19 protein-coding genes are annotated in these 19413 nt (G+C 61.9%); 7 read left to right on the top strand and 12 right to left on the bottom strand.

What is annotated here, in order from left to right; genetic code table 11:
• Window positions 1-164: 164 nt before the first annotated feature.
• The 3 genes from rpsU to HK439_RS13490 all read left to right on the top strand — a co-directional run bounded on the left by rpsU (window position 165) and on the right by HK439_RS13490 (window position 2123).
• Entirely contained in the window at window positions 165-392 is a 228-nt protein-coding gene (gene rpsU / locus HK439_RS13500) for a 30S ribosomal protein S21 (RefSeq protein WP_190292160.1), read from the top strand.
• 183 nt (window positions 393-575) lie between these two features.
• Window positions 576-1418: a tetratricopeptide repeat protein gene (locus tag HK439_RS13495; RefSeq protein ID WP_190292041.1), complete on the top strand. Its 843-nt coding sequence runs from the start codon at window positions 576-578 to the stop codon at window positions 1416-1418.
• Between the two features lie 111 nt (window positions 1419-1529).
• Window positions 1530-2123 carry an NAD(P)H-dependent oxidoreductase gene (locus HK439_RS13490; RefSeq protein ID WP_190292040.1) on the top strand — a complete coding sequence of 198 codons (594 nt, stop codon included), beginning with the start codon at window positions 1530-1532 and terminating at the stop codon, window positions 2121-2123.
• Window positions 2124-2129: 6 nt separating this feature from the next.
• Here the strand turns inward: HK439_RS13490 and rluA are convergent, their stop codons facing one another.
• The 8 genes from rluA to HK439_RS13450 all read right to left on the bottom strand — a co-directional run bounded on the left by rluA (window position 2130) and on the right by HK439_RS13450 (window position 10636).
• Window positions 2130-2795: a bifunctional tRNA pseudouridine(32) synthase/23S rRNA pseudouridine(746) synthase RluA gene (gene rluA / locus HK439_RS13485; protein ID WP_190292039.1), complete on the bottom strand. Its 666-nt coding sequence runs from the start codon at window positions 2793-2795 to the stop codon at window positions 2130-2132.
• Window positions 2796-2895: 100 nt separating this feature from the next.
• Window positions 2896-4290, bottom strand: a complete 1395-nt coding sequence (locus HK439_RS13480; protein ID WP_190292038.1) for an NAD(P)(+) transhydrogenase (Re/Si-specific) subunit beta — start codon at window positions 4288-4290, stop codon at window positions 2896-2898.
• A gap of 12 nt (window positions 4291-4302) precedes the next feature.
• A complete protein-coding gene (locus tag HK439_RS13475) occupies window positions 4303-4776 on the bottom strand; it encodes a proton-translocating transhydrogenase family protein (RefSeq protein ID WP_190292037.1) in 474 nt (157 codons plus the stop codon).
• Between the two features lie 11 nt (window positions 4777-4787).
• Window positions 4788-5927, bottom strand: coding sequence for a Re/Si-specific NAD(P)(+) transhydrogenase subunit alpha (locus tag HK439_RS13470; protein WP_190292036.1), 1140 nt, complete (start codon window positions 5925-5927; stop codon window positions 4788-4790).
• Window positions 5928-5992: 65 nt separating this feature from the next.
• Window positions 5993-6274 carry an aa3-type cytochrome c oxidase subunit IV gene (locus HK439_RS13465; protein ID WP_190292035.1) on the bottom strand — a complete coding sequence of 94 codons (282 nt, stop codon included), beginning with the start codon at window positions 6272-6274 and terminating at the stop codon, window positions 5993-5995.
• A 120-nt stretch (window positions 6275-6394) separates the two neighbouring features.
• Window positions 6395-7774 carry an ABC1 kinase family protein gene (locus HK439_RS13460; RefSeq protein ID WP_190292034.1) on the bottom strand — a complete coding sequence of 460 codons (1380 nt, stop codon included), beginning with the start codon at window positions 7772-7774 and terminating at the stop codon, window positions 6395-6397.
• Window positions 7775-7871: 97 nt separating this feature from the next.
• A complete protein-coding gene (locus tag HK439_RS13455) occupies window positions 7872-8780 on the bottom strand; it encodes a heme-dependent oxidative N-demethylase family protein (RefSeq protein ID WP_190292033.1) in 909 nt (302 codons plus the stop codon).
• Between the two features lie 29 nt (window positions 8781-8809).
• Window positions 8810-10636 (bottom strand): M3 family oligoendopeptidase, encoded by a 1827-nt coding sequence (locus HK439_RS13450; protein WP_190292032.1) that lies wholly within the window; start codon window positions 10634-10636, stop codon window positions 8810-8812.
• 204 nt (window positions 10637-10840) lie between these two features.
• Between HK439_RS13450 and HK439_RS13445 the strand changes: the two genes are divergently transcribed.
• A complete protein-coding gene (locus HK439_RS13445) occupies window positions 10841-12397 on the top strand; it encodes a sigma-54-dependent transcriptional regulator (protein ID WP_190292031.1) in 1557 nt (518 codons plus the stop codon).
• A gap of 302 nt (window positions 12398-12699) precedes the next feature.
• Window positions 12700-14439: a DUF882 domain-containing protein gene (locus HK439_RS13440; protein WP_419247589.1), complete on the top strand. Its 1740-nt coding sequence runs from the start codon at window positions 12700-12702 to the stop codon at window positions 14437-14439.
• A 90-nt stretch (window positions 14440-14529) separates the two neighbouring features.
• On the opposite strand, the gene HK439_RS13435 is transcribed toward HK439_RS13440, so the two are convergent.
• The 3 genes from HK439_RS13435 to HK439_RS13425 all read right to left on the bottom strand — a co-directional run bounded on the left by HK439_RS13435 (window position 14530) and on the right by HK439_RS13425 (window position 16080).
• On the bottom strand, window positions 14530-14790 hold the full coding sequence (locus HK439_RS13435; RefSeq protein WP_190292029.1) for a DUF2312 domain-containing protein: 261 nt from the start codon (window positions 14788-14790) through the stop codon (window positions 14530-14532).
• 150 nt (window positions 14791-14940) lie between these two features.
• The gene (locus HK439_RS13430; RefSeq protein ID WP_190292028.1) at window positions 14941-15237 is read right to left on the bottom strand and encodes a DUF1244 domain-containing protein; all 297 of its coding nucleotides are present in this window, start codon (window positions 15235-15237) and stop codon (window positions 14941-14943) included.
• Between the two features lie 24 nt (window positions 15238-15261).
• Window positions 15262-16080 (bottom strand): N-formylglutamate amidohydrolase, encoded by an 819-nt coding sequence (locus HK439_RS13425; RefSeq protein WP_190292027.1) that lies wholly within the window; start codon window positions 16078-16080, stop codon window positions 15262-15264.
• A gap of 567 nt (window positions 16081-16647) precedes the next feature.
• On the opposite strand from HK439_RS13425, the gene HK439_RS13420 reads away from it, so the two are divergent.
• Both HK439_RS13420 and pyk read left to right on the top strand, forming a co-directional pair.
• On the top strand, window positions 16648-17049 hold the full coding sequence (locus HK439_RS13420) for a DUF1036 domain-containing protein (RefSeq protein WP_190292159.1): 402 nt from the start codon (window positions 16648-16650) through the stop codon (window positions 17047-17049).
• The gene (pyk, locus tag HK439_RS13415; protein ID WP_190292026.1) at window positions 17046-18482 is read left to right on the top strand and encodes a pyruvate kinase; all 1437 of its coding nucleotides are present in this window, start codon (window positions 17046-17048) and stop codon (window positions 18480-18482) included. Before HK439_RS13420 ends, pyk begins: the two co-directional genes overlap by 4 nt.
• Window positions 18483-18569: 87 nt before the next feature.
• Here pyk and HK439_RS13410 read toward each other — a convergent pair whose 3' ends face one another.
• Window positions 18570-19229: a tetratricopeptide repeat protein gene (locus HK439_RS13410; RefSeq protein ID WP_190292025.1), complete on the bottom strand. Its 660-nt coding sequence runs from the start codon at window positions 19227-19229 to the stop codon at window positions 18570-18572.
• Between the last annotated feature and the right edge of the window lie 184 nt (window positions 19230-19413).

Below are 19413 nucleotides of genomic sequence, written 5' to 3'. Positions count from 1 at the left end.
ACGTGTTTCTGCACGCATGTGCCAGGCCCGGGTCCATGGACCCTGGAGAGCCCGTGCTCAACAGAAACGATCGCCACAGCAGACGGCAACAAAGCTCACCGCAATTCAGGTTACAATCACGGTCGCGAAAGGCTCGCGGCACGTCTCAGAACGGGAAAAAACGCGTGCAGGTTCTGGTTCGCGACAACAACGTCGATCAGGCGCTCAAGGCGCTGAAAAAAAAGTTGCAGCGTGAAGGTGTCTTCCGCGAAATGAAACTCCGTGGCCATTTCGAAAAGCCCTCGGAAAAGAAGGCGCGCGAAAAGGCTGAAGCCGTCCGCCGCGCCCGCAAGCTGGCCCGCAAGCGGGCTCAGCGCGAAGGCCTGCTCCCGGGCCGCGCCCCCCGCCACTAAGAGTGCGGATCAGATTACATACCTGAAATCAGGCCAAGTTACGGGCCGGCCGAACAATCGGCCGGCTTTTACTGTTTATTCTGGTCTCAAAACGTATTTTCGACACGATCACGCTCCAAGCAGACATTAAAGCTTTCAAAGCACAGGCAGCCGGACTGGATGATTCAGCACCCAACACATGCAATGCGCTCCGCCCTCAATCCGAAACATGCGCTCGGCCTTTTGCTCGCCGTCGGGATTGCGGCAGGCTTGGGCGCATGCCAGTCCAGCGGTGTCTATGACGACGTGCCGATCGACCGGGCGGTCGGATCCTCCGCCAATATCGATTCGCTGACCGCCGTGATCGAGGCCAATCCGCAGGACGCAAGCGCCTACAATACGCGCGGCATCGCCTACGGACAGGCCGGCAAGCTCGACAAGGCGATCGCCGATTTCAATGTCGCGCTGCAGCTCAATCCCCGCTCCTACCAGACCTATACAAACCGGGCCCTCGTCTTTCGCCGCATGGGCGAAACCCAGCAGGCGATCGGCGACTATACCCGGGCCATCAACATCAAGCCGGACTACGATGCGGCCTATGTGGGCCGGGGCAACGCCTACCGGACCCAGGGCAATTACGGCGCCGCTCTGGCCGACTTCAACTCGGTCATCGCCCGGAACAGCGGTGATGCCCGCGCCTATTACAATCGCGGCCTGATCTATCAGGCCCAGGGCCAGCACAGCCGCGCCATCGAGGATTTCGCAACCGCCATCGGCCTGAGCCCGAATGTCAGCGAGATCTACACCGCCCGCGGCATTTCCTATCTCGCCGTCAACGACCCGAATGCGGCCTTCACCGATCTGTCCATGGCGGTGAACCTGGACAAGCAGTCGTCCGTTGCCTGGGCGAACCGCGGCGTCGCCCTGGAACTCCTGGGCAAACCGAAAGACGCCCGCAGGAACTACAACAAGGCCCTGAACCTGGATAACTCCAACGCTCTGGCCCGCGACGGCCTGACCAGGGTCAACAAGTCCATTCAGTCCTAGCCGGGTGCCTTGCGCGGGCAGGCCCCGAGCGTGCCCGTGACCTCGATCATTTTCCGCACCGCCGATACCCGTTAAGCTGCCTTTATCGCACTTCACGAGGGAGCATCGGTCATGGCCAGCGGACGCAAAATACTTGTCATCGACGGTCACCCCGATCCGGACGCCGACCATTTCTGCCATGCCCTTGCCCAAAGCTATCGCCAGGGCGCGGAAGCAGGCGGACACATTGTCGATGTGGTCCGGGTCGCAGATCTCGACTTTCCCATCCTGCGATCGGCGAAAGACTACGACACCGCACCGGTCCCGGCGGCCCTGGAGCAGATCACGCAGGAGATGCTTGCCGCGGACCATGTGGTCCTGATCTATCCGCTATGGCTTGGAACCCTGCCCGCCCTGACGAAAGCCTTCCTGGAGCAGGTGTTTCACCGCGATACCGCCTTCGAACCCGCCGAGGAAGGCAAATGGCCCAAGGGCCGGCTGACGGGCAAATCCGCCCGGGTCATCGTGACCATGGGCATGCCCGCCCTGATCTACCGCTTCTGGTACGGCGGGCACAGCCTCAAGAGCCTGGAGCGCAATATCCTGAAGTTCATCGGCTTCAAACCTGTCCGCGACACGGTTTTCGGCATGGTGGAGGCGGTCGGCGACGAGAAACGCAAGAGATGGCTGAAGCAGGTCGAGGACCTGGGGCGGCAGGCCGTCTGAAACCTCTCAGAACGGACACTTCGCGCGGAAGGTGACCAGTCTGCCATCGGCTGGATGATGCAGGGTCAGTTCCTCGGCATGCAGCGCGAGCCGATCAGAAGCGTCAAGCGCTTCCGCCTCGGCATAAAAACGATCGCCGAGGATCGGATGGCCGAGGGCCAGCATGTGCACCCTGAGCTGATGCGAGCGGCCGGTGAACGGATCGAGCCTCACCCGCGTCGAAACCTCATCCCGGTCCGCGACCCTCCAGCGCGTCAGCGCCGGCTTGCCGCGTTCGTGACACACCATTTGCTTGGGCCGGTTGGGCCAGTCGCAGATGAGCGGCAGATCGACCTCGCCCTCGTCCGCGGCCACTTGCCCCCAGACCCTGGCAACATAGGTCTTCTTCGTTTTGCGGCGCTCAAACTGAAGCCCCAGATGCCGGTGCGCGGCAGCGTTCATGGCAAGCACCAATATGCCGGAGGTATCCATATCGAGCCGATGGACGATCCTTGCTTCCGGACAGGCTTCACGGGCACGCGCCTCGACGCAATCGGCGTGTTCGGCGGCCTTTCCCGGCACGCTCAACAGGCCGCTCGGCTTGTTGACCACCAACAAATCCTCATCCCGGTGGAGGATTTCCAGCCAGGGCTCCACAGGCGGATTGTAGACAAAGGCAGCGGGCGCGGTCATGGGGCGCTTATACCCCATGCCGGGCAAAAGAACATGAGCTCCAAAAGAAAAGGCGCGAGGATTGACCCCGCGCCCTTCCAAAATCGGATGGTTCGACCGGTCAGATCGCCTTGACGATTTCCTCGGTCATCTTCTTGGCATCGCCGAACAGCATCATCGTCTTGTCGAGGAAGAACAGCTCGTTCTGGATACCGGCATAACCGGAACCCATGCCGCGCTTGACGAAGAGAACCGTACCGGCCTTGTCGACGTCGAGGATCGGCATGCCGTAGATCGGCGACTGCGGATCGTCACGGGCCGACGGGTTGGTGACATCGTTCGCCCCGATCACATAGGCCACATCGGCCTGCGCGAATTCGGAGTTGATGTCTTCCAGCTCGAACACCTCGTCGTAAGGAACGTTGGCTTCCGCCAGGAGCACGTTCATGTGCCCGGGCATGCGGCCGGCAACCGGGTGAATGGCGTATTTCACCTCGACGCCTTCTTCCTTCAAGAGGTCGCACAATTCACGCAGGGCATGCTGGGCCTGGGCAACGGCCATGCCGTAACCGGGCACGATGATGACCTTGGACGCGTTCTTCATGATGAAGGCGGCATCTTCGGCAGACCCCTGCTTGACCGGACGATCGTCCTCGCCACCGCCGGCAGGACCGGCGGTCTCGCCGCCGAAGCCGCCGAGGATCACCGAGATGAACGAGCGGTTCATGCCCTTGCACATGATGTAGGACAGGATCGCACCCGACGAACCGACGAGCGCGCCGGTGATGATCAGGGCCATGTTGCCGAGAGTGAAGCCGATACCGGCTGCCGCCCAACCCGAATAGGAGTTGAGCATGGAGACCACCACCGGCATGTCCGCGCCCCCGATCGGGATAATGATCAGGATACCGAACAGGAAGGCCGCCAACACCAGGCCCCAGAAGATGAGCGCGCTTTCGGTGTTGACCAGACCGACCACCAAGGCGACCAGGCCAATGGCCAGGGCGAGGTTGATCAGGTGACGGCCCGGCAGCATGATCGGCTTGCCCGACATGCGTCCGTCAAGCTTCAGGAAGGCGATGACGGAACCGGTGAAGGTGATCGCACCGATCGCGGCACCGATCGCGGCTTCAACCAGCGCCTGGGCGTGGATGCTTCCCGGTTCGCCGATGCCGAAGGCTTCCGGCGCATAAATCGCGCTCGCAGCCACGAAAACCGCCGCCAGGCCCACCAGGGAGTGGAACGCGGCAACCAGCTGCGGCATGGCGGTCATGGGGATGCGCCGGGCGATAACCGCGCCGATGCCCCCGCCGATAGCCACACCGGCCAGGATCAGGATCCCGGAGCCCATGGTGACGCCGGAGGCAAGCAGGGTCGTGACCACGGCAATGGTCATGCCGAGCATGCCGTAGTAGTTGCCCTTGCGCGAGCTTTCCGGGCTGGACAGGCCGCGAAGCGCCATGATGAAGAGAACGGCGGAAACGAGGTAGAGGAGCGCCGTGATATTTGCAGACATCAGATCGGCCTCCTATCGCTGCTTTTTCTTGTACATGGCAAGCATGCGGCTGGTCACGAGGAAGCCGCCGAAGATATTCACGCTTGCCAGCACCAAGGCCAGGAACCCGAAGATCCGCGCCATCAGCGCCCCGTCGCCTGCCGTCAGGTCGACGCCGACGGCCAGAAGCGCGCCGACGACGATCACGGACGAGATGGCGTTCGTCACCGCCATCAGCGGTGTGTGCAGGGCCGGGGTCACCGACCAGACGACGTAGTAGCCGACGAAGATCGCCAGCACGAACACCGAGAACAGGAACACGAACGGTTCGACCACGCTTCCCGATGCCGCCACATGCATGGCGGTATCGCCGGCACCGGCCGTCAGCTGGTCCACATAGCCCTGCGCGGCCACGGCCGCGTCATGTGCCGTTGTCGCGGCTTCACGTGCGGCATCCGCCGCAGCATTCGCCCGCTCCAGAATTTCGCTTTGAGACAATTCGCTCATAACTTCCCTCCTTAGGCCTCTGCCGGTGCAAAGGCGGGATGAACCACCTTTCCATCGCGGGTCAGGACGGTTGCGGTCACCAGCTGGTCTTCCCAATCGGGCTTCAGCGACTTGGTTTCCTTGTCGATCATGGTTTCCAGGAACGCGAACAGGTTCTTGGCGTAAAGAGCGGAGGCGGAAGCTCCGATCCGGCCGGCCATGTTGAGATGGCCAACGATCTTGACGTTGGAAACGGTCGCCACCTTGCCCGGCTTGGCACCTTCCACGTTCCCGCCCCGCTCGACCGCGAGGTCGACGATGACGGAACCGGGCTTCATGCTGGCGAGCATGTCCTTGGAGACCAGCTTCGGCGCCGGCCGTCCGGGAATAAGCGCGGTCGTGATGACGATGTCCTGCTTGGCAATGTGGGAAGCGACCAGTTCGGCCTGCTTCTTCTGGTATTCCTCGGACATCTGCTTGGCATAGCCGCCGGCGGTTTCGGCCTGCTTGAACTCTTCGTCCTCGACGGCGATGAATTTCGCACCGAGCGATTCGACCTGTTCCTTTGCAGCCGGACGGACGTCCGTGGCGCTCACCACGGCGCCGAGACGGCGCGCGGTCGCAATCGCCTGGAGGCCGGCAACGCCGGCGCCCATGACGAAGACACGGGCTGCGGGAACGGTGCCGGCGGCAGTCATCATCATCGGCATGGCGCGGTCATATTCGTAGGCGCCCTCGATCACGGCCTGATAGCCGGCAAGGTTCGCCTGCGAGGACAGGACGTCCATGACCTGGGCGCGGGTGATGCGCGGCATGAATTCCATGGCGAAGGCGGCGACACCGGCTTCGGCCATTGCCTTGACCTCATCCTCATGGCCGTAAGGGTCCATGGTGGCAATGACGAGCGCACCGCTCTTCATTGCCTTGAGTTCATCGGCGTTCGGCCGGCGGACCTTCAGAACAACGTCCGCGTCCTTGAGCGTGGCTGCGGCACTTGCGGAAATCGTGGCGCCCGCATCCTTGAAATCGGCGTCGAGTATGCGCGAGGCCACACCGGCCCCTTTTTCGACGGACACCGTGGCTCCCAGACCGATCAGCTTCTTGACCGTATCGGGCGTTGCGGCCACGCGTGTTTCATCCGCGTCGCTTTCACGCGGCACAGCAATTTTCATGGGTAACCTCCCAAGAGAAAAAAAGCATCCCGGGCGCGCACCAAGGATGCCTTTTCATGGATCGATTAGACGGTCAGGATCGCCAGAAGGGCAGTCAGCACGAAGACGGCCATGGACGGGACCCAACCCTTCGCACCGAGTGCGAGACCGATTGCGGCAGCAACCATCGTCGCGATCAGCATGAGCCATCCGAAAACGACGGCGGCGGTGCCGCCGAACGAGAACAGGATCAGGCACAGGACGATATTGAGAACGGCGACGGTGCCGACCTTTGAGATATTAATAAATCCCTCGTAGGTGGCCTCGTGTGCCTCGTAGTCCATTGCGGGCGCGGAATTATCAGACATGTAGTCCCCCGATTGAAAAGCTGTCGTCGGCAAACTTCTTACATGAAAGCCGACGGAGTGGGCAACGTTTTGCGTAAACAAACGTACATTCGTCAACCTGCAATAACGTGCCGGAGCGGATCAGGCAGCAGATTTTTCAAAAGGAAAGCCCACCGAGGCAAGCACTTTCCGCTGCCGTTCCGCCACTGTTTTTGCTGAAAAATCTTCGATTTGTTCGTTGAAAAGACGGAAAAAATTCAATTCGGCGCGCAAGTGAAGAAAAACGCCGCCGAGACCTATCGCCGCGCGGTCCATGAAGACGAATTCCTGCGGCACAGTGACCCGCCCGAGTTCTTTCAAGGCGCTGTGGACACGAAACGCCTCCTTGCGCCCGTATTCTGCGGGACTCACCCCGTCCGCGATGGAGCGCACACGGTCGGTGAGAAGCGGCCCGTAGATGAACCGCGCCCAGATATTGAGGACGTCGATCATCTCGCGCTTGAGATCCTTGAAGCCCCAGCGCTCATAGGCCGACACAACCCGGGCCTCGTCCTCCTCCAGCAGTCCCAGATAAAGATCGACGACCCCTTCGACGAAGCTTTCCGGGAAGATGCGGATGCACCCGTAGTCGAGCAGGTTGATGCCGGCGGGTTTGCCGTCTTCCTGAAACACCGTGTAATTGCCCAGATGCGGATCGCCGTGGATAAGTCCGTAGTGGCTGAAAGGGTGCCACCAGGCCTGGAACATGGTGGTGGCCAGGAGGTTGCGTTCCTCCAGGCTGTGCTCCTTGAACTCAAGCAGCGGCGCGCCTTCGAGCCAGTTCATGGTCAGGAGGCGCCCGGTCGACAGCTCGTCGACCACTTCGGGAACCCGGATCCGGTCATTGTCCGCAAGCATGGCCCGGTAGACGGCCATGTGGGCCGCTTCGCGCACATAGTCGAGTTCCTCGCGCACCCGGGCGCTGATTTCCTTGGAGATCTCCCTTGTGTCGATTGCCGCCTGCATGCGCCGGTGGATCGAAAACAGCATCTGCAGCTGTTTCAGGTCGGCTTCGACCGCGGACGCCATGTCGGGATATTGCAACTTGCAGGCAAGCTCGCGGCCATCGTGCGCGACCGCCCGGTGAACCTGGCCGAGCGAGGCGGCCGCCGCAGGCTCCTTGCCGAAGTCCTTGAACCTGGATTGCCAGTCGGCGCCAAGTTCCGACCGCATCCGCCGCTTGACGAAGGCCCAGCCCATGGGCGGCGCATTGGCCTGAAGCTTCGCCAGTTCGGTGGTGTATTCCGGCGGCAGGACGTCGGGAATGGTCGACAGCAATTGCGCGACCTTCATCAGCGGACCCTTGAGCCCGCCAAGTGCTGCGGCGATTTCGGCCGCGTTCTTTTCGCTGTCGAGGTCGATGCCGAACAGGCGCGCACCGGCGAGCTTGGCGGCGATGCCGCCGACACTGGTCCCGACCTTTGCATAGCGCCCGACCCGGCCCGTCAGCCGGTTTGCCTCGCGATCCTTTTCCCCTGCCATGACGTCTGCAAGTCTCCGGTTATGCCGTCAATAATTTAGGTACGCAGTTCGGCGCGGCCAGATCATCGCCGGAACAAAGGGAATGCGCGAACGCTACCTACACCGCCTCCGGCGCGGACGGCGCAAGGTTTTCCAGTTCCTCCGCAATCGCCGCCCGGTAGCGGGTGAGCCCCTTGTAGGCGACCTGCCGGTCGTCGAGATCGCGCAGCTGGGCCGCCAGACCGGCCGCCAGGTCCGCTCCCCGCTCATGGGCCTTCAACAGCGAGACCGGATCGTGATGGATCTTGATGGTGAACAGGATATCGCCCGACACAGGCAGCCGGCGCAGGGTCTGCCGTTCGACGCGAACGAAAAGATGGGCAAGCGCGCCGGCCCCTTCTTCCACGATCTGCGGCGCAAGCCGCTTGGCCTGCGGATGATGCAGGTCCGGATCGTCGTAGATCGACCAGTTGTAGCGGCCGACAAGCTGTTCGCTGGTCAGGTTGTCGAAGATCCGCGCGACCACCTGCCCCATCCGGCCATCGTTGAAGCCGGGCACATTGTCATGGATGGAATGCATCGACTGGCCGAACTTTTCTGCAAGCGACCAGGATGAGGGAAAGCACAGCGACGCGGCGGCGAGCCTGTAACCGTCCTGCCCTTTTAGCATCAGGACCAGGTCTTCCTGCACCAGCCGGGACGCGGCCTCAAGCGGCGCATAATCGGCAAGGCGAACGGTCGGACCGCCGTCCAGAACCTCCACCGCATCGGACGAAACCGAATGGGTCGACGTGTGATGGGCGGCGAGATCGCCAAGGATCAGGTCCAGCACTTCGGCCTGGGCCTCTTCGGTTCCGGATTCGGCCCGGAACACTTGGGTATGCGCCGTTTCCAGAAGCTCAATCTTGCGCTTCAGATGCGCAACCAGATATCCGTCCGGATCCAGCCAGCGGGAGAAATCGACCGGTTCGAGCCCGACAGTGAAGGGACGCTTCGACCCGTCATAGGGCGTGTGCCGAAAAGCCATCCGCGTTGCTCCTCTGGAGAACGACCACGCTAGCCGTCCAGTTCTTCCAACTCGTCAATGATCCGCTCGATCACCGACAGACCCTTTTTCCAGAAATCCGGATCGCTTGCGCTGAGACCGAACGGCGCAAGCAGTTCCGAGTGATGCTTGGTGCCCCCGGCCTTCAGAAGATCGAAGTACTTCTCCTGGAAGCCGGCCTCCGCCTCCTCGTAGACCGCATAAAGCGAGTTCACCAGACAGTCGCCGAAGGCATAGGCGTAAACGTAGAACGGCGAGTGGATGAAATGCGGGATATAGGTCCAGAAGCATTCATAGCCCGGCTGCATCTTGATCGCGGGTCCGAGACTTTCGCCCTGTACCGACATCCACAGCTCGCCGATCTTGTCAGCGGTCAGTTCGCCGTTGCGCCGTTCCGTGTGCAGCTTGCGCTCAAAAGTGTAGAAGGCGATCTGGCGCACGACCGTGTTGATCATGTCCTCCGCCTTTGAGGCGAGCATGATCTTCCGCTCTTCCTTCGTCTGCGCCTTTTCCAGAAGCGACTTGAACGTCAGCATCTCGCCGAACACGCTGGCGGTTTCGGCAAGGGTGAGCGGCGTCGGCGCCATCAGCGCGCCGTTGGGGGCCGCCAGAACCTGATGCACGCCGTGGCCGAGCTCGTGGGCCAGCGTCATCACGTCGCGGGTCTTGCCCTGGTAATTCACCAGCACGTAAGGATGCGCGCTCGGCACGGTCGGATGGGCAAACGCCCCCGGCGCCTTGCCGGACCGGGCGGGCGCATCGATCCAGTTCTTGTCAAAGAACCGGCCGGCGATATCGGCCATGTCCGGCGAAAACGCGCCATAGGCCGACAGCACCGTCTCCTTCGCTTCCGACCAGGAGATCACCTTCGTATCGGCCTTCGGCAGCGGCGCGTTGCGGTCCCAGTGATTGAGCTGGTCCATGCCGAGCCACTTGGCCTTCAGCACGTAATAACGGTGGGACAGGCGCGGATAGGCGTCGCGTACCGCCGACACCATCGCGTCAACCACCTCGCGTTCCACCCGGTTGGCCAGGTGACGGCTGTCGGCGATATCCGTGAAATGCCGCCAGCGGTCGGAGATTTCCTTGTCCTTGGCAAGGGTGTTGGTGATCAGCGTGAAGATGCGCAGGTTTTCCGAAAAAGTCTTCGCAAGGGCTTCCGCCGCCGCCTTGCGCTTTTCCGGAGACGGATGCTGCAGGAAATTCAGGGTCGGCTCGATCGCCAGTTCCTTGCCATCCACCTCGAATGTGAGAGAGGCGATGGTTTCATCGAACAGCCGGTTCCATGCACCCCGGCCGGTGACGGATTTTTCATGGAAGAGCTGCTCGACCCGGTCTTCCAGCTGGTACGGCCGGTCCTTGCGCAGATCCTCGATCCACGGCCGGTAATGCTCCAGGCCCGGCGTCTTGAAGGCCGCCTCGATGACGTCGTCCTCGATGCGGTTGAATTCCAGGGTGAAGAACAGCAGATGCGAGCCGGCCGTGGTGATCTGCTCCTGCACGTCGCCGTAGAACTTCTGCCGTGCCGGATCGGTGGTGTTGCCCGAATAGACCAGCCCCGCATAGGAAATCAGCCGCCCGAGGTGGTCTTCAAGCTCCTCGTAGGCCCGGATCGCGGTCACAAGGGCGGGCACATTGTTGGCTGCAAGATCGGCAAGCCGGCCCTTGTAGGACGCCTCGAAGGTCTTCGCCCGGTCGAGCCCGGCAGCCAGGTCGCCGGCGACCTCCGGCGCATCGATGGCGCTGTAGAGATCGGTCAGGTCCCATTCCGGTAGGTCCCCGAGATCTGTATCTGGCGAGGCAGGCGAGGCCGAAAACACGGCAGGGTCAAGGCGCATAGGAACGTCTCCGGACGGCACGAAGGAATGAAACGGCCGATTCGAAACCGAATCCGGCGCTTTTTGAATTTGTAGGCCCGATAACCGGCCCATCGCAATTCCACAGGGCAGTTATTTTTGCATCGGCTTGGAGGATTTGTTTACCCATCTGCGACCAGACTGGCCCGAATTGAGACAATTTGCATCCAACAGCAACGGTGAACCATGACAGCCACCAGCGGCAAGATTTTGATAGTCGATGACGATCCGATCCAGCGCCGCCTTCTGCAGGAGGCGGTGCAGAAATTCGGTTATCGCTTCAAGACCGCCGAAAACGGGGCCGAAGCCGTCCGCATCATGACGGGACCGGAAGGGACCGACATCGATCTGGTGATTCTCGACATGGTCATGCCGGAACTCGACGGGATCGGTGTCCTCACCCGTCTGCGCGCGGACAAGATCGCCACGCCGGTCATCGTGCAGACCGCCCACGGCGGCATCGACACCGTGGTCAACGTCATGAACGCCGGCGCGCAGGATTTCGTGGTCAAGCCGGTGGCGCCGGAACGCCTCGATGTCTCGATCCGCAACCTGCTTAAGACCTCCGCACTCGAAGACGAGATCACCCGGTTCCGCAAGCAGGCCTCCGGCACGCTGACCTTCGACGATATCATCACCCATTCCCCCGCCATGGAGCGGGTGATCAACTTAGGCAAACGGGCAGCCTCCTCCAACATCCCGATCCTGATCGAGGGCGAAAGCGGCGTCGGCAAGGAGCTGATCGCCAGCGCGATCCAGGGCTCCGGCGACCGGAAATCGAAACCGCTCGTCACCGTGAACTGCGGCGCGATCCCCGACAATCTGGTGGAATCCATCCTGTTCGGCCACGAGAAGGGCGCCTTTACAGGTGCGGTGGAAAAGCATGTCGGCAAGTTTCAGGAGGCCCATGGCGGCACCCTGTTCCTGGACGAAGTCGGCGAACTGCCGGCCGAGGTCCAGGTCAAGCTCCTGCGCGCGCTCCAGGAAAACGAGATCGACCCGATCGGCGCCAAGCGCCCGGTCAAGGTTGATTTCCGGCTGATCTCCGCGACCAACCGGCGCCTGATCGACCTGGTCAAGGAAGGCACGTTCCGCGAAGACCTCTATTACCGGCTGAACGTGTTTCCGATCTGGATCCCGCCGCTGCGCGACCGGCTGGAGGACATCCCGGCCCTCACCCGCCATTTCCTTGCCCGCTTCGCGGCGGAGGAAGGCAAGCCTCAGGTGACCGGCATTGCGCCGGAGGCCATGGCGATGCTGCAGCGCTATCACTGGCCCGGCAACATCCGGCAACTGGAAAACACGGTGTTCCGAGCCGTGGTCCTGTGCGACGGCGCCCGGCTGACGATCGACGACTTTCCGCAGGTGGCAGCCGCCATCGATCACCCGGTCCAGCCCTCCGCGCCCGCCCCGGCGGGCGGAGCGCAGGCCGAGGCCGATGCGGCTCCGGCCGTGCACCAGCCGCCAGCCCTTCCGCGCGATCCGGTGCCGCCGTCAAGCTACAGCGCCTTCGAGCACGCCGCCCCGTTCGGCTTCATGCGCAACCTCGACAATGAGGGCCACGTCCGCAAACTGGCCGATGTCGAGGAGGAACTGATCCGCACGGCCATCAACCACTACTCCGGCCGCATGACCGAAGTCGCCAAACGGCTCGGAATCGGCAGATCGACCCTCTACCGGAAACTGAAGGAATACGGTCTGGAGGAAGAAGACGAATCAGCCGGCAACGACGCCGCCGCGTAACCACCTGCTCGTTCCCGGTGAACGGCCCCGAATCGAAAAAATCGCGACGCAAAAGTCCGCAATTTGCCAGTTGCGGGCTTGTTTTTCGTGGGCATTTTAGCGAGAAAGAGTTTTATCGTTGCATTTCTGCCACGTTTTAAGATCAAACGAAAACAGGGTAAAATCTTTTTAACCTGCCCGAGGCTACCTTGCCGTCACCTGCTGGGGAGCAAGGGAATGGCTGAGGCCATCACAAACGGCGAGACGGATTATTGCGTAAACGGTTTGTTGGATACGACGCCGTCATTGGACTGAAGCGCGCCCTGGCATTCACGTGCCTGCTTTTCGCGCTGTCGGTTTCCCAATTCGCCGTTGCCGATGCGGAAGCCGAAACCCGGACGCTGCACCTCTATAATCTGCATACCAAGGAACGGGTATCGATCACCTTCAAGAAGAACGGCCGGTACATTCCGTCCGCCTTGCGCGAAGCGAACCGTTTCCTGCGCGACTGGCGCCGCAACGAAATGACCAAGATCGACCCGGAACTGCTCGACCTGGTCTGGGAAGTCTATCAGAAGGTCGGGGCGACACAGCCGATCAACGTGGTGTCCAGCTACCGCTCGCCGGCGACCAACAACATGCTGCGGAGCCGCTCCAAGGGCGTTGCTAAGCACAGCCAGCACATGCTCGGCAAGGCGATGGATTTCTTCATCCCCGGCGTCGATCTCTACAAGCTGCGGGTGACCGGCCTGCGCAAACAGGTCGGCGGCGTCGGCTACTATCCCACCTCCGGCTCCCCCTTCGTTCACATGGATACCGGCAGCGTCCGCCACTGGCCGCGCATGACCCGCAGCCAGTTGGCCAAGGTGTTCCCGGACGGGAAGACGCTGCATATTCCAAGCGACGGCAAGCCGCTTTCGGGCTACAAGCTGGCGCTGGCCGAGGCCCGGTCCGGCAAGAGCCGGCCCACCCGTCCGACCCTGGTTGCCAGAGCGGAACCCGAACCGAACAAGACCACAGGCCAGAGCCTGACCAATGCGGACGACAACGGGCCGCGTCCGCCCGCAAATCTGCTGGCAAGCCTGTTCAGGTCGAACGACAATTCGGACACCGCGCAACGCTCGCGGGTGGCATCGGTCCGGCCCGACAACGGCCCCAGCCTGCCCGAAGGCGTCCTGCCCGGCGTCAGGAGTTCGCAGAATTCCACGCCGGCCGGTGTGCCGGCGCCTGCACCAACGGCCCCGCCGGTCCCGCTTGACACCAATCAGATCGTCCTGGCCGACATTGGCACCGTACCGACCCCGAAGCCGGTTCACGCGGTGGAGACCCGAGTCCAGCTCGCCTCGGCTGCCCCTGTCGGCAGACCCGCGGCCCCCAATACACTGGAGGCACAACGGGTCGCGCTTGAACAGGGCCAGACCTCGCCGTCGGCATCCGCGCCGATCGGTGGCCGTTTCAATGTCGCCAGCAACCTGCCGGACAAGGACGCCCGCGAGAAGCTGATCAAGGCAACCCAACAGGCTGCGCTTGCCGAAGCGTCCGTATCGGGCCGCGTTCCGGTTCCGGCAAAGCAGCCGGCACTTGACCCCGTTTCGGCGATTGCCGCTGCGACGGGCACCGGTACGCCGGCCACAAAACCGGCGGCGCCGACGACCCTTGCCTATGCCTCTGCGACCGCGACCGCAGTCCCTGCCGGGACAAACGGTCAGACGCGAAGCGGCCAGGGGCTTTCTGCTGCCGGCAACCTGCCGGCCAAGCGCCCCGCCCCCTCCAGCCAGTCTGTTTCGGGCAGGATCCCGCGTGAGGAAATCAAGGATCCGCTGGCCGGATTTGCCAGCCTGCCGGACAAGTCGGAGCCGAAGCTGATTTCCGGCCGGAGCACGACGCGCAACCGGCTGTTCGCCTCCCTGCGCCATCCCTTCCAGCGCTCCATGAACAATCTGCTGGATCCTGGAAACCGGTTCGTTCGCGGCGGGTTCGAGAAATTCCCCTACGGATCGCTGCGCACCGACCGTTTCGACGGTCCGGCGGTCGTCGTCCTGCCGGTGACGTTCGCCCGATAGCCCGGACCATTTATAAGCCAATAAAAAAGAGCGGCCTTTGAAGCCGCTCTTTTTGTCTGTGCCGATCCCGCTGTTGCGGGTCAGGAAAACCTAGCCCTCTGCCGGCCCCGCCATGCCGAGCGCATGCAGATAGAGATCGAGGACGGCTTCTTCCTCTTCCCGCTCGTGCGGCTGCTTCTTGCGCAGGGAGACGACCTTGCGCAGGATCTTCACATCGAAGCCGTTGCCCTTGGCTTCCGCATAAACATCCTTGATGTCGTCGGAGATGACCTTTTTTTCTTCTTCCAGCCGCTCGACGCGCTCAACGAATGCCCGCAATTGATCGGCTGCAACACCACCCGGTTCTGCCATGGATGAAAGTCTCCTTCGTGGATTCTTGTCTGTAGATTCTTGTTGTCATTCAGCCGGCCGGTCGAAGCGCCGGGCCAACGGATTCTCAATGTGGGCTAGTGCGGTGCCAGAGTTGGGTCCCAAGGTCAAGCACGCGCGCTCGTTTACCGCTCAATGCTGCGGTTTGTTCACCTCGAAAGCGGCTTTCTGGGCATCGCTCGCCTCGGTCTGGTATTTTTCCTTCCATTCCGAATAGGGCATCCCGTAGACGATCTCGCGCGCGTCTTCCTTGCCCAGATCAAGGCCCTTTTCCGCGGCCGCCTCCTGGTACCAGTTGGACAGGCAATTGCGGCAGAAGCCGGCCAGGTTCATCATGTCGATATTCTGCACGTCCGTCCGGCCGCGCAGATGGGAAACGAGACGACGGAACGCGGCCGCCTCCAGTTCGGTCTTTGTCTTTTCGTCCATGGACTTCCTCTCTATCCGGGTGCGTCAGCGGGCCACGGGCCCGTCACTGCGCGACGGAAAATGTTCGATGGCCCGAAGATCGGGCCTTTTTGCCAGATCTTCAAGGATCGGCTGCAGCCGGTCGGCCCAGCTCATGACACCGGCCTCGTCCGCAATCAGGTCCTGCCGCACCTCAAGCAGCGCATGAGCAAGGCCCCGTCTGGTCGCGTGCCGGTACATGGTGTCGTTCTTCAAGGCCCCGTCATAAGGCTCGTTGTCGCCGACGACCAGGTCCGGGTCCGCACCGAGCTGATCCAGGAACGGCCGCACGGCGCGGTGGTCCGAATCCCACAGGATCCCGGCATGCCAGGGACGGGGAACACCCCGCCAGACCGGCGTGTAGCTGTGAATGGAGATGATAACGGGCGGGGCGGCCGCCTCCAGCATCCGGTCCAGGGTCCGGTCGATCAGGTCGTGATAGGGCCGGTGAAATCGTTCGATCCGCCGTTGCCGTTCGGAAGCATCGATCCGGGCATTTCCCGGAACCACCGCTCCGTCGGACAGGCGCATGACGATCGTCGGATCGTCCTCGCCGCGATTCGGATCGATCAGGAGCCTGGAAAAGGTCGTCATCAGGGCCGGCGCATTCAGCCGGCGCGCCAGTTCCATCGTCAGCGGACGGACACCGATGTCATAGCCGATGTGCCGTTCGAACTGCTCCTTCGGCAGTCCCAGGTCCCCATAATCCGGCGGCACCCGGTTGCTGGCATGGTCGCACAGCAGAAGCAGTCCGCCAGCAAGGTTCCCCGGAACAGTCTCGGTGGGTACGAAGCCGGCGCCGGCATGGGTCGAATGCAGTGTCATGAACGGTGTCTTAGAGCGGGTTGCGGGGAGCGGGTTGCGGGGCGTGCCGAAAGTCCGGGATGTTTTAGGACAAGGCGATCTTCGTTCCAAGTTTTTCGTTGATTGTCCCCCGACCGGACAAATCTCCCATCGTTCTCTTTCCGCAAGACCGCCACACGGCACATATCCTGTGCAAGTTTGTCCCTGTTCGGATGGCAACCGGATAAACAGCAGCAATTTGTCAATCATTTGGCGCGACAAGCAAAGGAACAACCGTGAACCAACGAAACAATCCGAAATGAAAAAGGTTTGGCCTTGATCCCGCCTCATTTCTGGAGACAAAGCGTACTATCAAATCAGAAGCCGATCTGCCCGCTCCTTGAAGGAAGCGGGGGTCAAACTCTATGAATGTCAATAACTTTGGTCCATCATCGTTGACAATACGGATGCGTCCACGCAAAAAGCTTATTGTCTATAACGCCGCGAGACGACAAACAGCGCATGACTAGGGACAGGAAACGACGCCGGGCCGGAAAGCAGGCTGGGTTGGGCTTCGTCGGAAAAGCGACAAGCGCCGCCTTTCTGTCCATGCTGTCTTTTGCCGCATTCAGCGGCACGGCCAAGGCGGATCTGCGCCTGTGCAACAAGACCGAAAGTCAGGTCGGCGTGGCGATCGGTTACAAGGACAAGAACGACTGGGTCACCGAAGGCTGGTGGAATCTGACCCCCAGTTCCTGTGAAACACTGGTTCCCGGTTCGCTGGTGTCACGATACTATTACATCTACGCAGTTGATTACGACCAGTTCGGCGAATGGGGCGGACGTGCCTTCATGTGCACCCGTGAAAAAGAATTCACCATCCGCGGAATTGAAGACTGCGTCGCCCGCGGGTATGAACGTACGGGCTTTTTTGAAATAGACACGGGCGAGCAGAGCAGCTGGACGGTCCAGCTCACGGAGCCGGTGCAACAGGGGACAGGTGGGCGATGAGGCGTAACCGACGAGTTAAAATTCTGGCAACTCTCGGTCCCTCTTCCTCAGAACAAGACATCATTGAAAAACTGTATCGCTCCGGTGCGGACGTATTCCGCATCAACATGAGCCATACGGATCATGATCGTCTGAAGATGCTGGTTGAACGCATTCGTTCGGTGGAAGAATCAGTCGGACGACCGATTGGCATTCTGGCGGACCTGCAGGGGCCGAAACTGCGCGTCGGTACGTTCGCCGACGGACCGGTCCAGCTTGAAAACGGCGCCAGGTTCATCCTGGACAACGATCCCACACCCGGCGACGTCAACAGGGTCTATCTGCCCCATCCGGAAATCTTCAAGGCGCTTGAGCCCGGCCACAGGCTGCTGCTCGACGACGGCAAGGTCCAGCTGAAAGTCATCGAGGCCTCGGGCACCCGCGCCGTCACGGAAGTGGTGGTCGGCGGCAAGCTGTCCGACCGCAAGGGCGTCAGCGTTCCCGATTCGGAAATCGCCACAAGCGCTCTGACCGAAAAGGACCACAAGGATCTGGTTGCGGCTCTCGACCAGAAGGTCGACTGGATCGCATTGTCCTTCGTCCAGCGCCCCGACGACATCGCCGAAGTGCGCAAGATCACCCGCGGCCGGGCCGGCGTTCTGGCCAAGATCGAAAAGCCGCAGGCGATCGGCCGCCTGGCCGAGATCATCGAACTGTCCGATGCCATCATGGTTGCCCGCGGCGACCTCGGCGTCGAGTTGCCGCTGGAACAGGTTCCGGGCCTGCAGAAGCAGATCACCCGCGCGGCGCGGCGCGCCGGCAAGCCGGTGGTCATTGCCACCCAGATGCTGGAATCCATGATCTCCGCCCCGGTCCCGACCCGGGCCGAGGTGTCCGACGTCGCTACCGCCGTGTTCGAAGGCGCCGATGCGGTGATGCTGTCTGCGGAATCCGCGGCGGGCTCCTATCCGGTCGAAGCCGTCGAAACGATGGACAAGATCGCTCACGAAGTCGAACGCGACCCCAATTTCCTTGCCATCATCCACGCCCAGCGCGCGGAGCCGGAGGCAACCGGCGCGGATGCGATTTCCGCTGCCGCCCGGCAGATTGCCGAAACGCTCAAACTGGCCGCGGTGGTCTGCTACACGACGTCCGGCGCGACCGGGCTCAGGGCGTCGCGCGAACGTCCCGCCTCGCCCGTGATCGTGCTGTCTCCGGTGACCACCACCGCCCGGCGCCTGTCGCTTGCCTGGGGCTTGCACTGCGTGGTCAGCGAGGATGCCACGAACGAGGACGACATGGTCGACCGCGCCTGCCGGATTTCCTACTCGGAAGGGTTTGCCAGACCCGGCCAGCGGATCATCGTGACCGCCGGCGTTCCCTTCGGCACACCGGGATCGACCAACATGCTGCGGATCGCCTTTGTCGGCAGCGACGGTCAGGGCGGCATTTGACCGTTTAATCGATTTATAGAGCACAACGAAAAACGGCGGCCTCGGGCCGCCGTTTTTTTCATATCATCGGTAACAACCCCGGACCTGTCAGATCGCCTCGCCCTCGGCCGCCTTTTCCAGGTCCTCGACCGCTTCCTTGGCGTTCTTGAGGCCCGGATTGATTTCCAGCGCACGGCGGAAGGTTGCAAGCGCCTTGTCGTCCTCGCCAAGCCTCCGCTGGATGATGCCCAGCCCCGAAAGCGCCCCCCAATGACGCGGCTCCAGGGCGAGCGTCCGCTCGATGTCCACCAGCGACCGGCCGAAGTCCTGTTCCATGTAGTAGACCGTCGCCCGCCGGTTCCAGCCTTCCGCGAAATCCGGCTTCAGCGTCACCACCACGTCGAGCAGATCGAGCGCCAGGCCGTATTTGTTGCCCCGAAGGGCGGCCGCAGCGCGGGTCATCAGTACATTGACCGTATCGCTTCCCGAATCCAGCCACTTTGCCTGGATCTGCTGGCCGATGGCGAGGGCCTGCTCCGGCGTTTCCGCAGCGGCGAGCTTCTTGAACAGCTCGTCAATGGCCTTCTGGTCCTCATCCCTGCCGTCGGCGACGACCTTGCCGCCCGTTTCGTCCTGATCGCTTTCGGGAAGCGAATGCAGGTCGTCGAGAGAAGGCGCATCGACATCCGGCCCCAGCTCGGGGGCCTTCTGCGCAAAGCTTGCCGGGGCGGCAAGCGACAGGAAGAGGACAAACAAAAAAAGCCGCATGCCGACAAGTATGCCTTGCCGGCTGCAGCGGTCAATCCGTTAAACGGACAATGAAGAAACGTATGGCCCGCCCCGTCTGCAAGGGGTAATTTGAAGATTGCTCTGTTCAGTCTGCGTCAACGTATCCGGTCTCGGGGTCGAGCCCCGGCCAAGATGGAGATCCGCGCAGTCTGGTCCTCATAAT

Source organism: Roseibium aggregatum (assembly GCF_014692675.1).
In the GTDB taxonomy this organism is placed as follows: Bacteria; Pseudomonadota; Alphaproteobacteria; order Rhizobiales; family Stappiaceae; genus Roseibium; species Roseibium aggregatum_C.
Note: the sequence above shows the minus strand (reverse complement) of the source record. Positions and strands in the feature narration are given on the sequence as shown.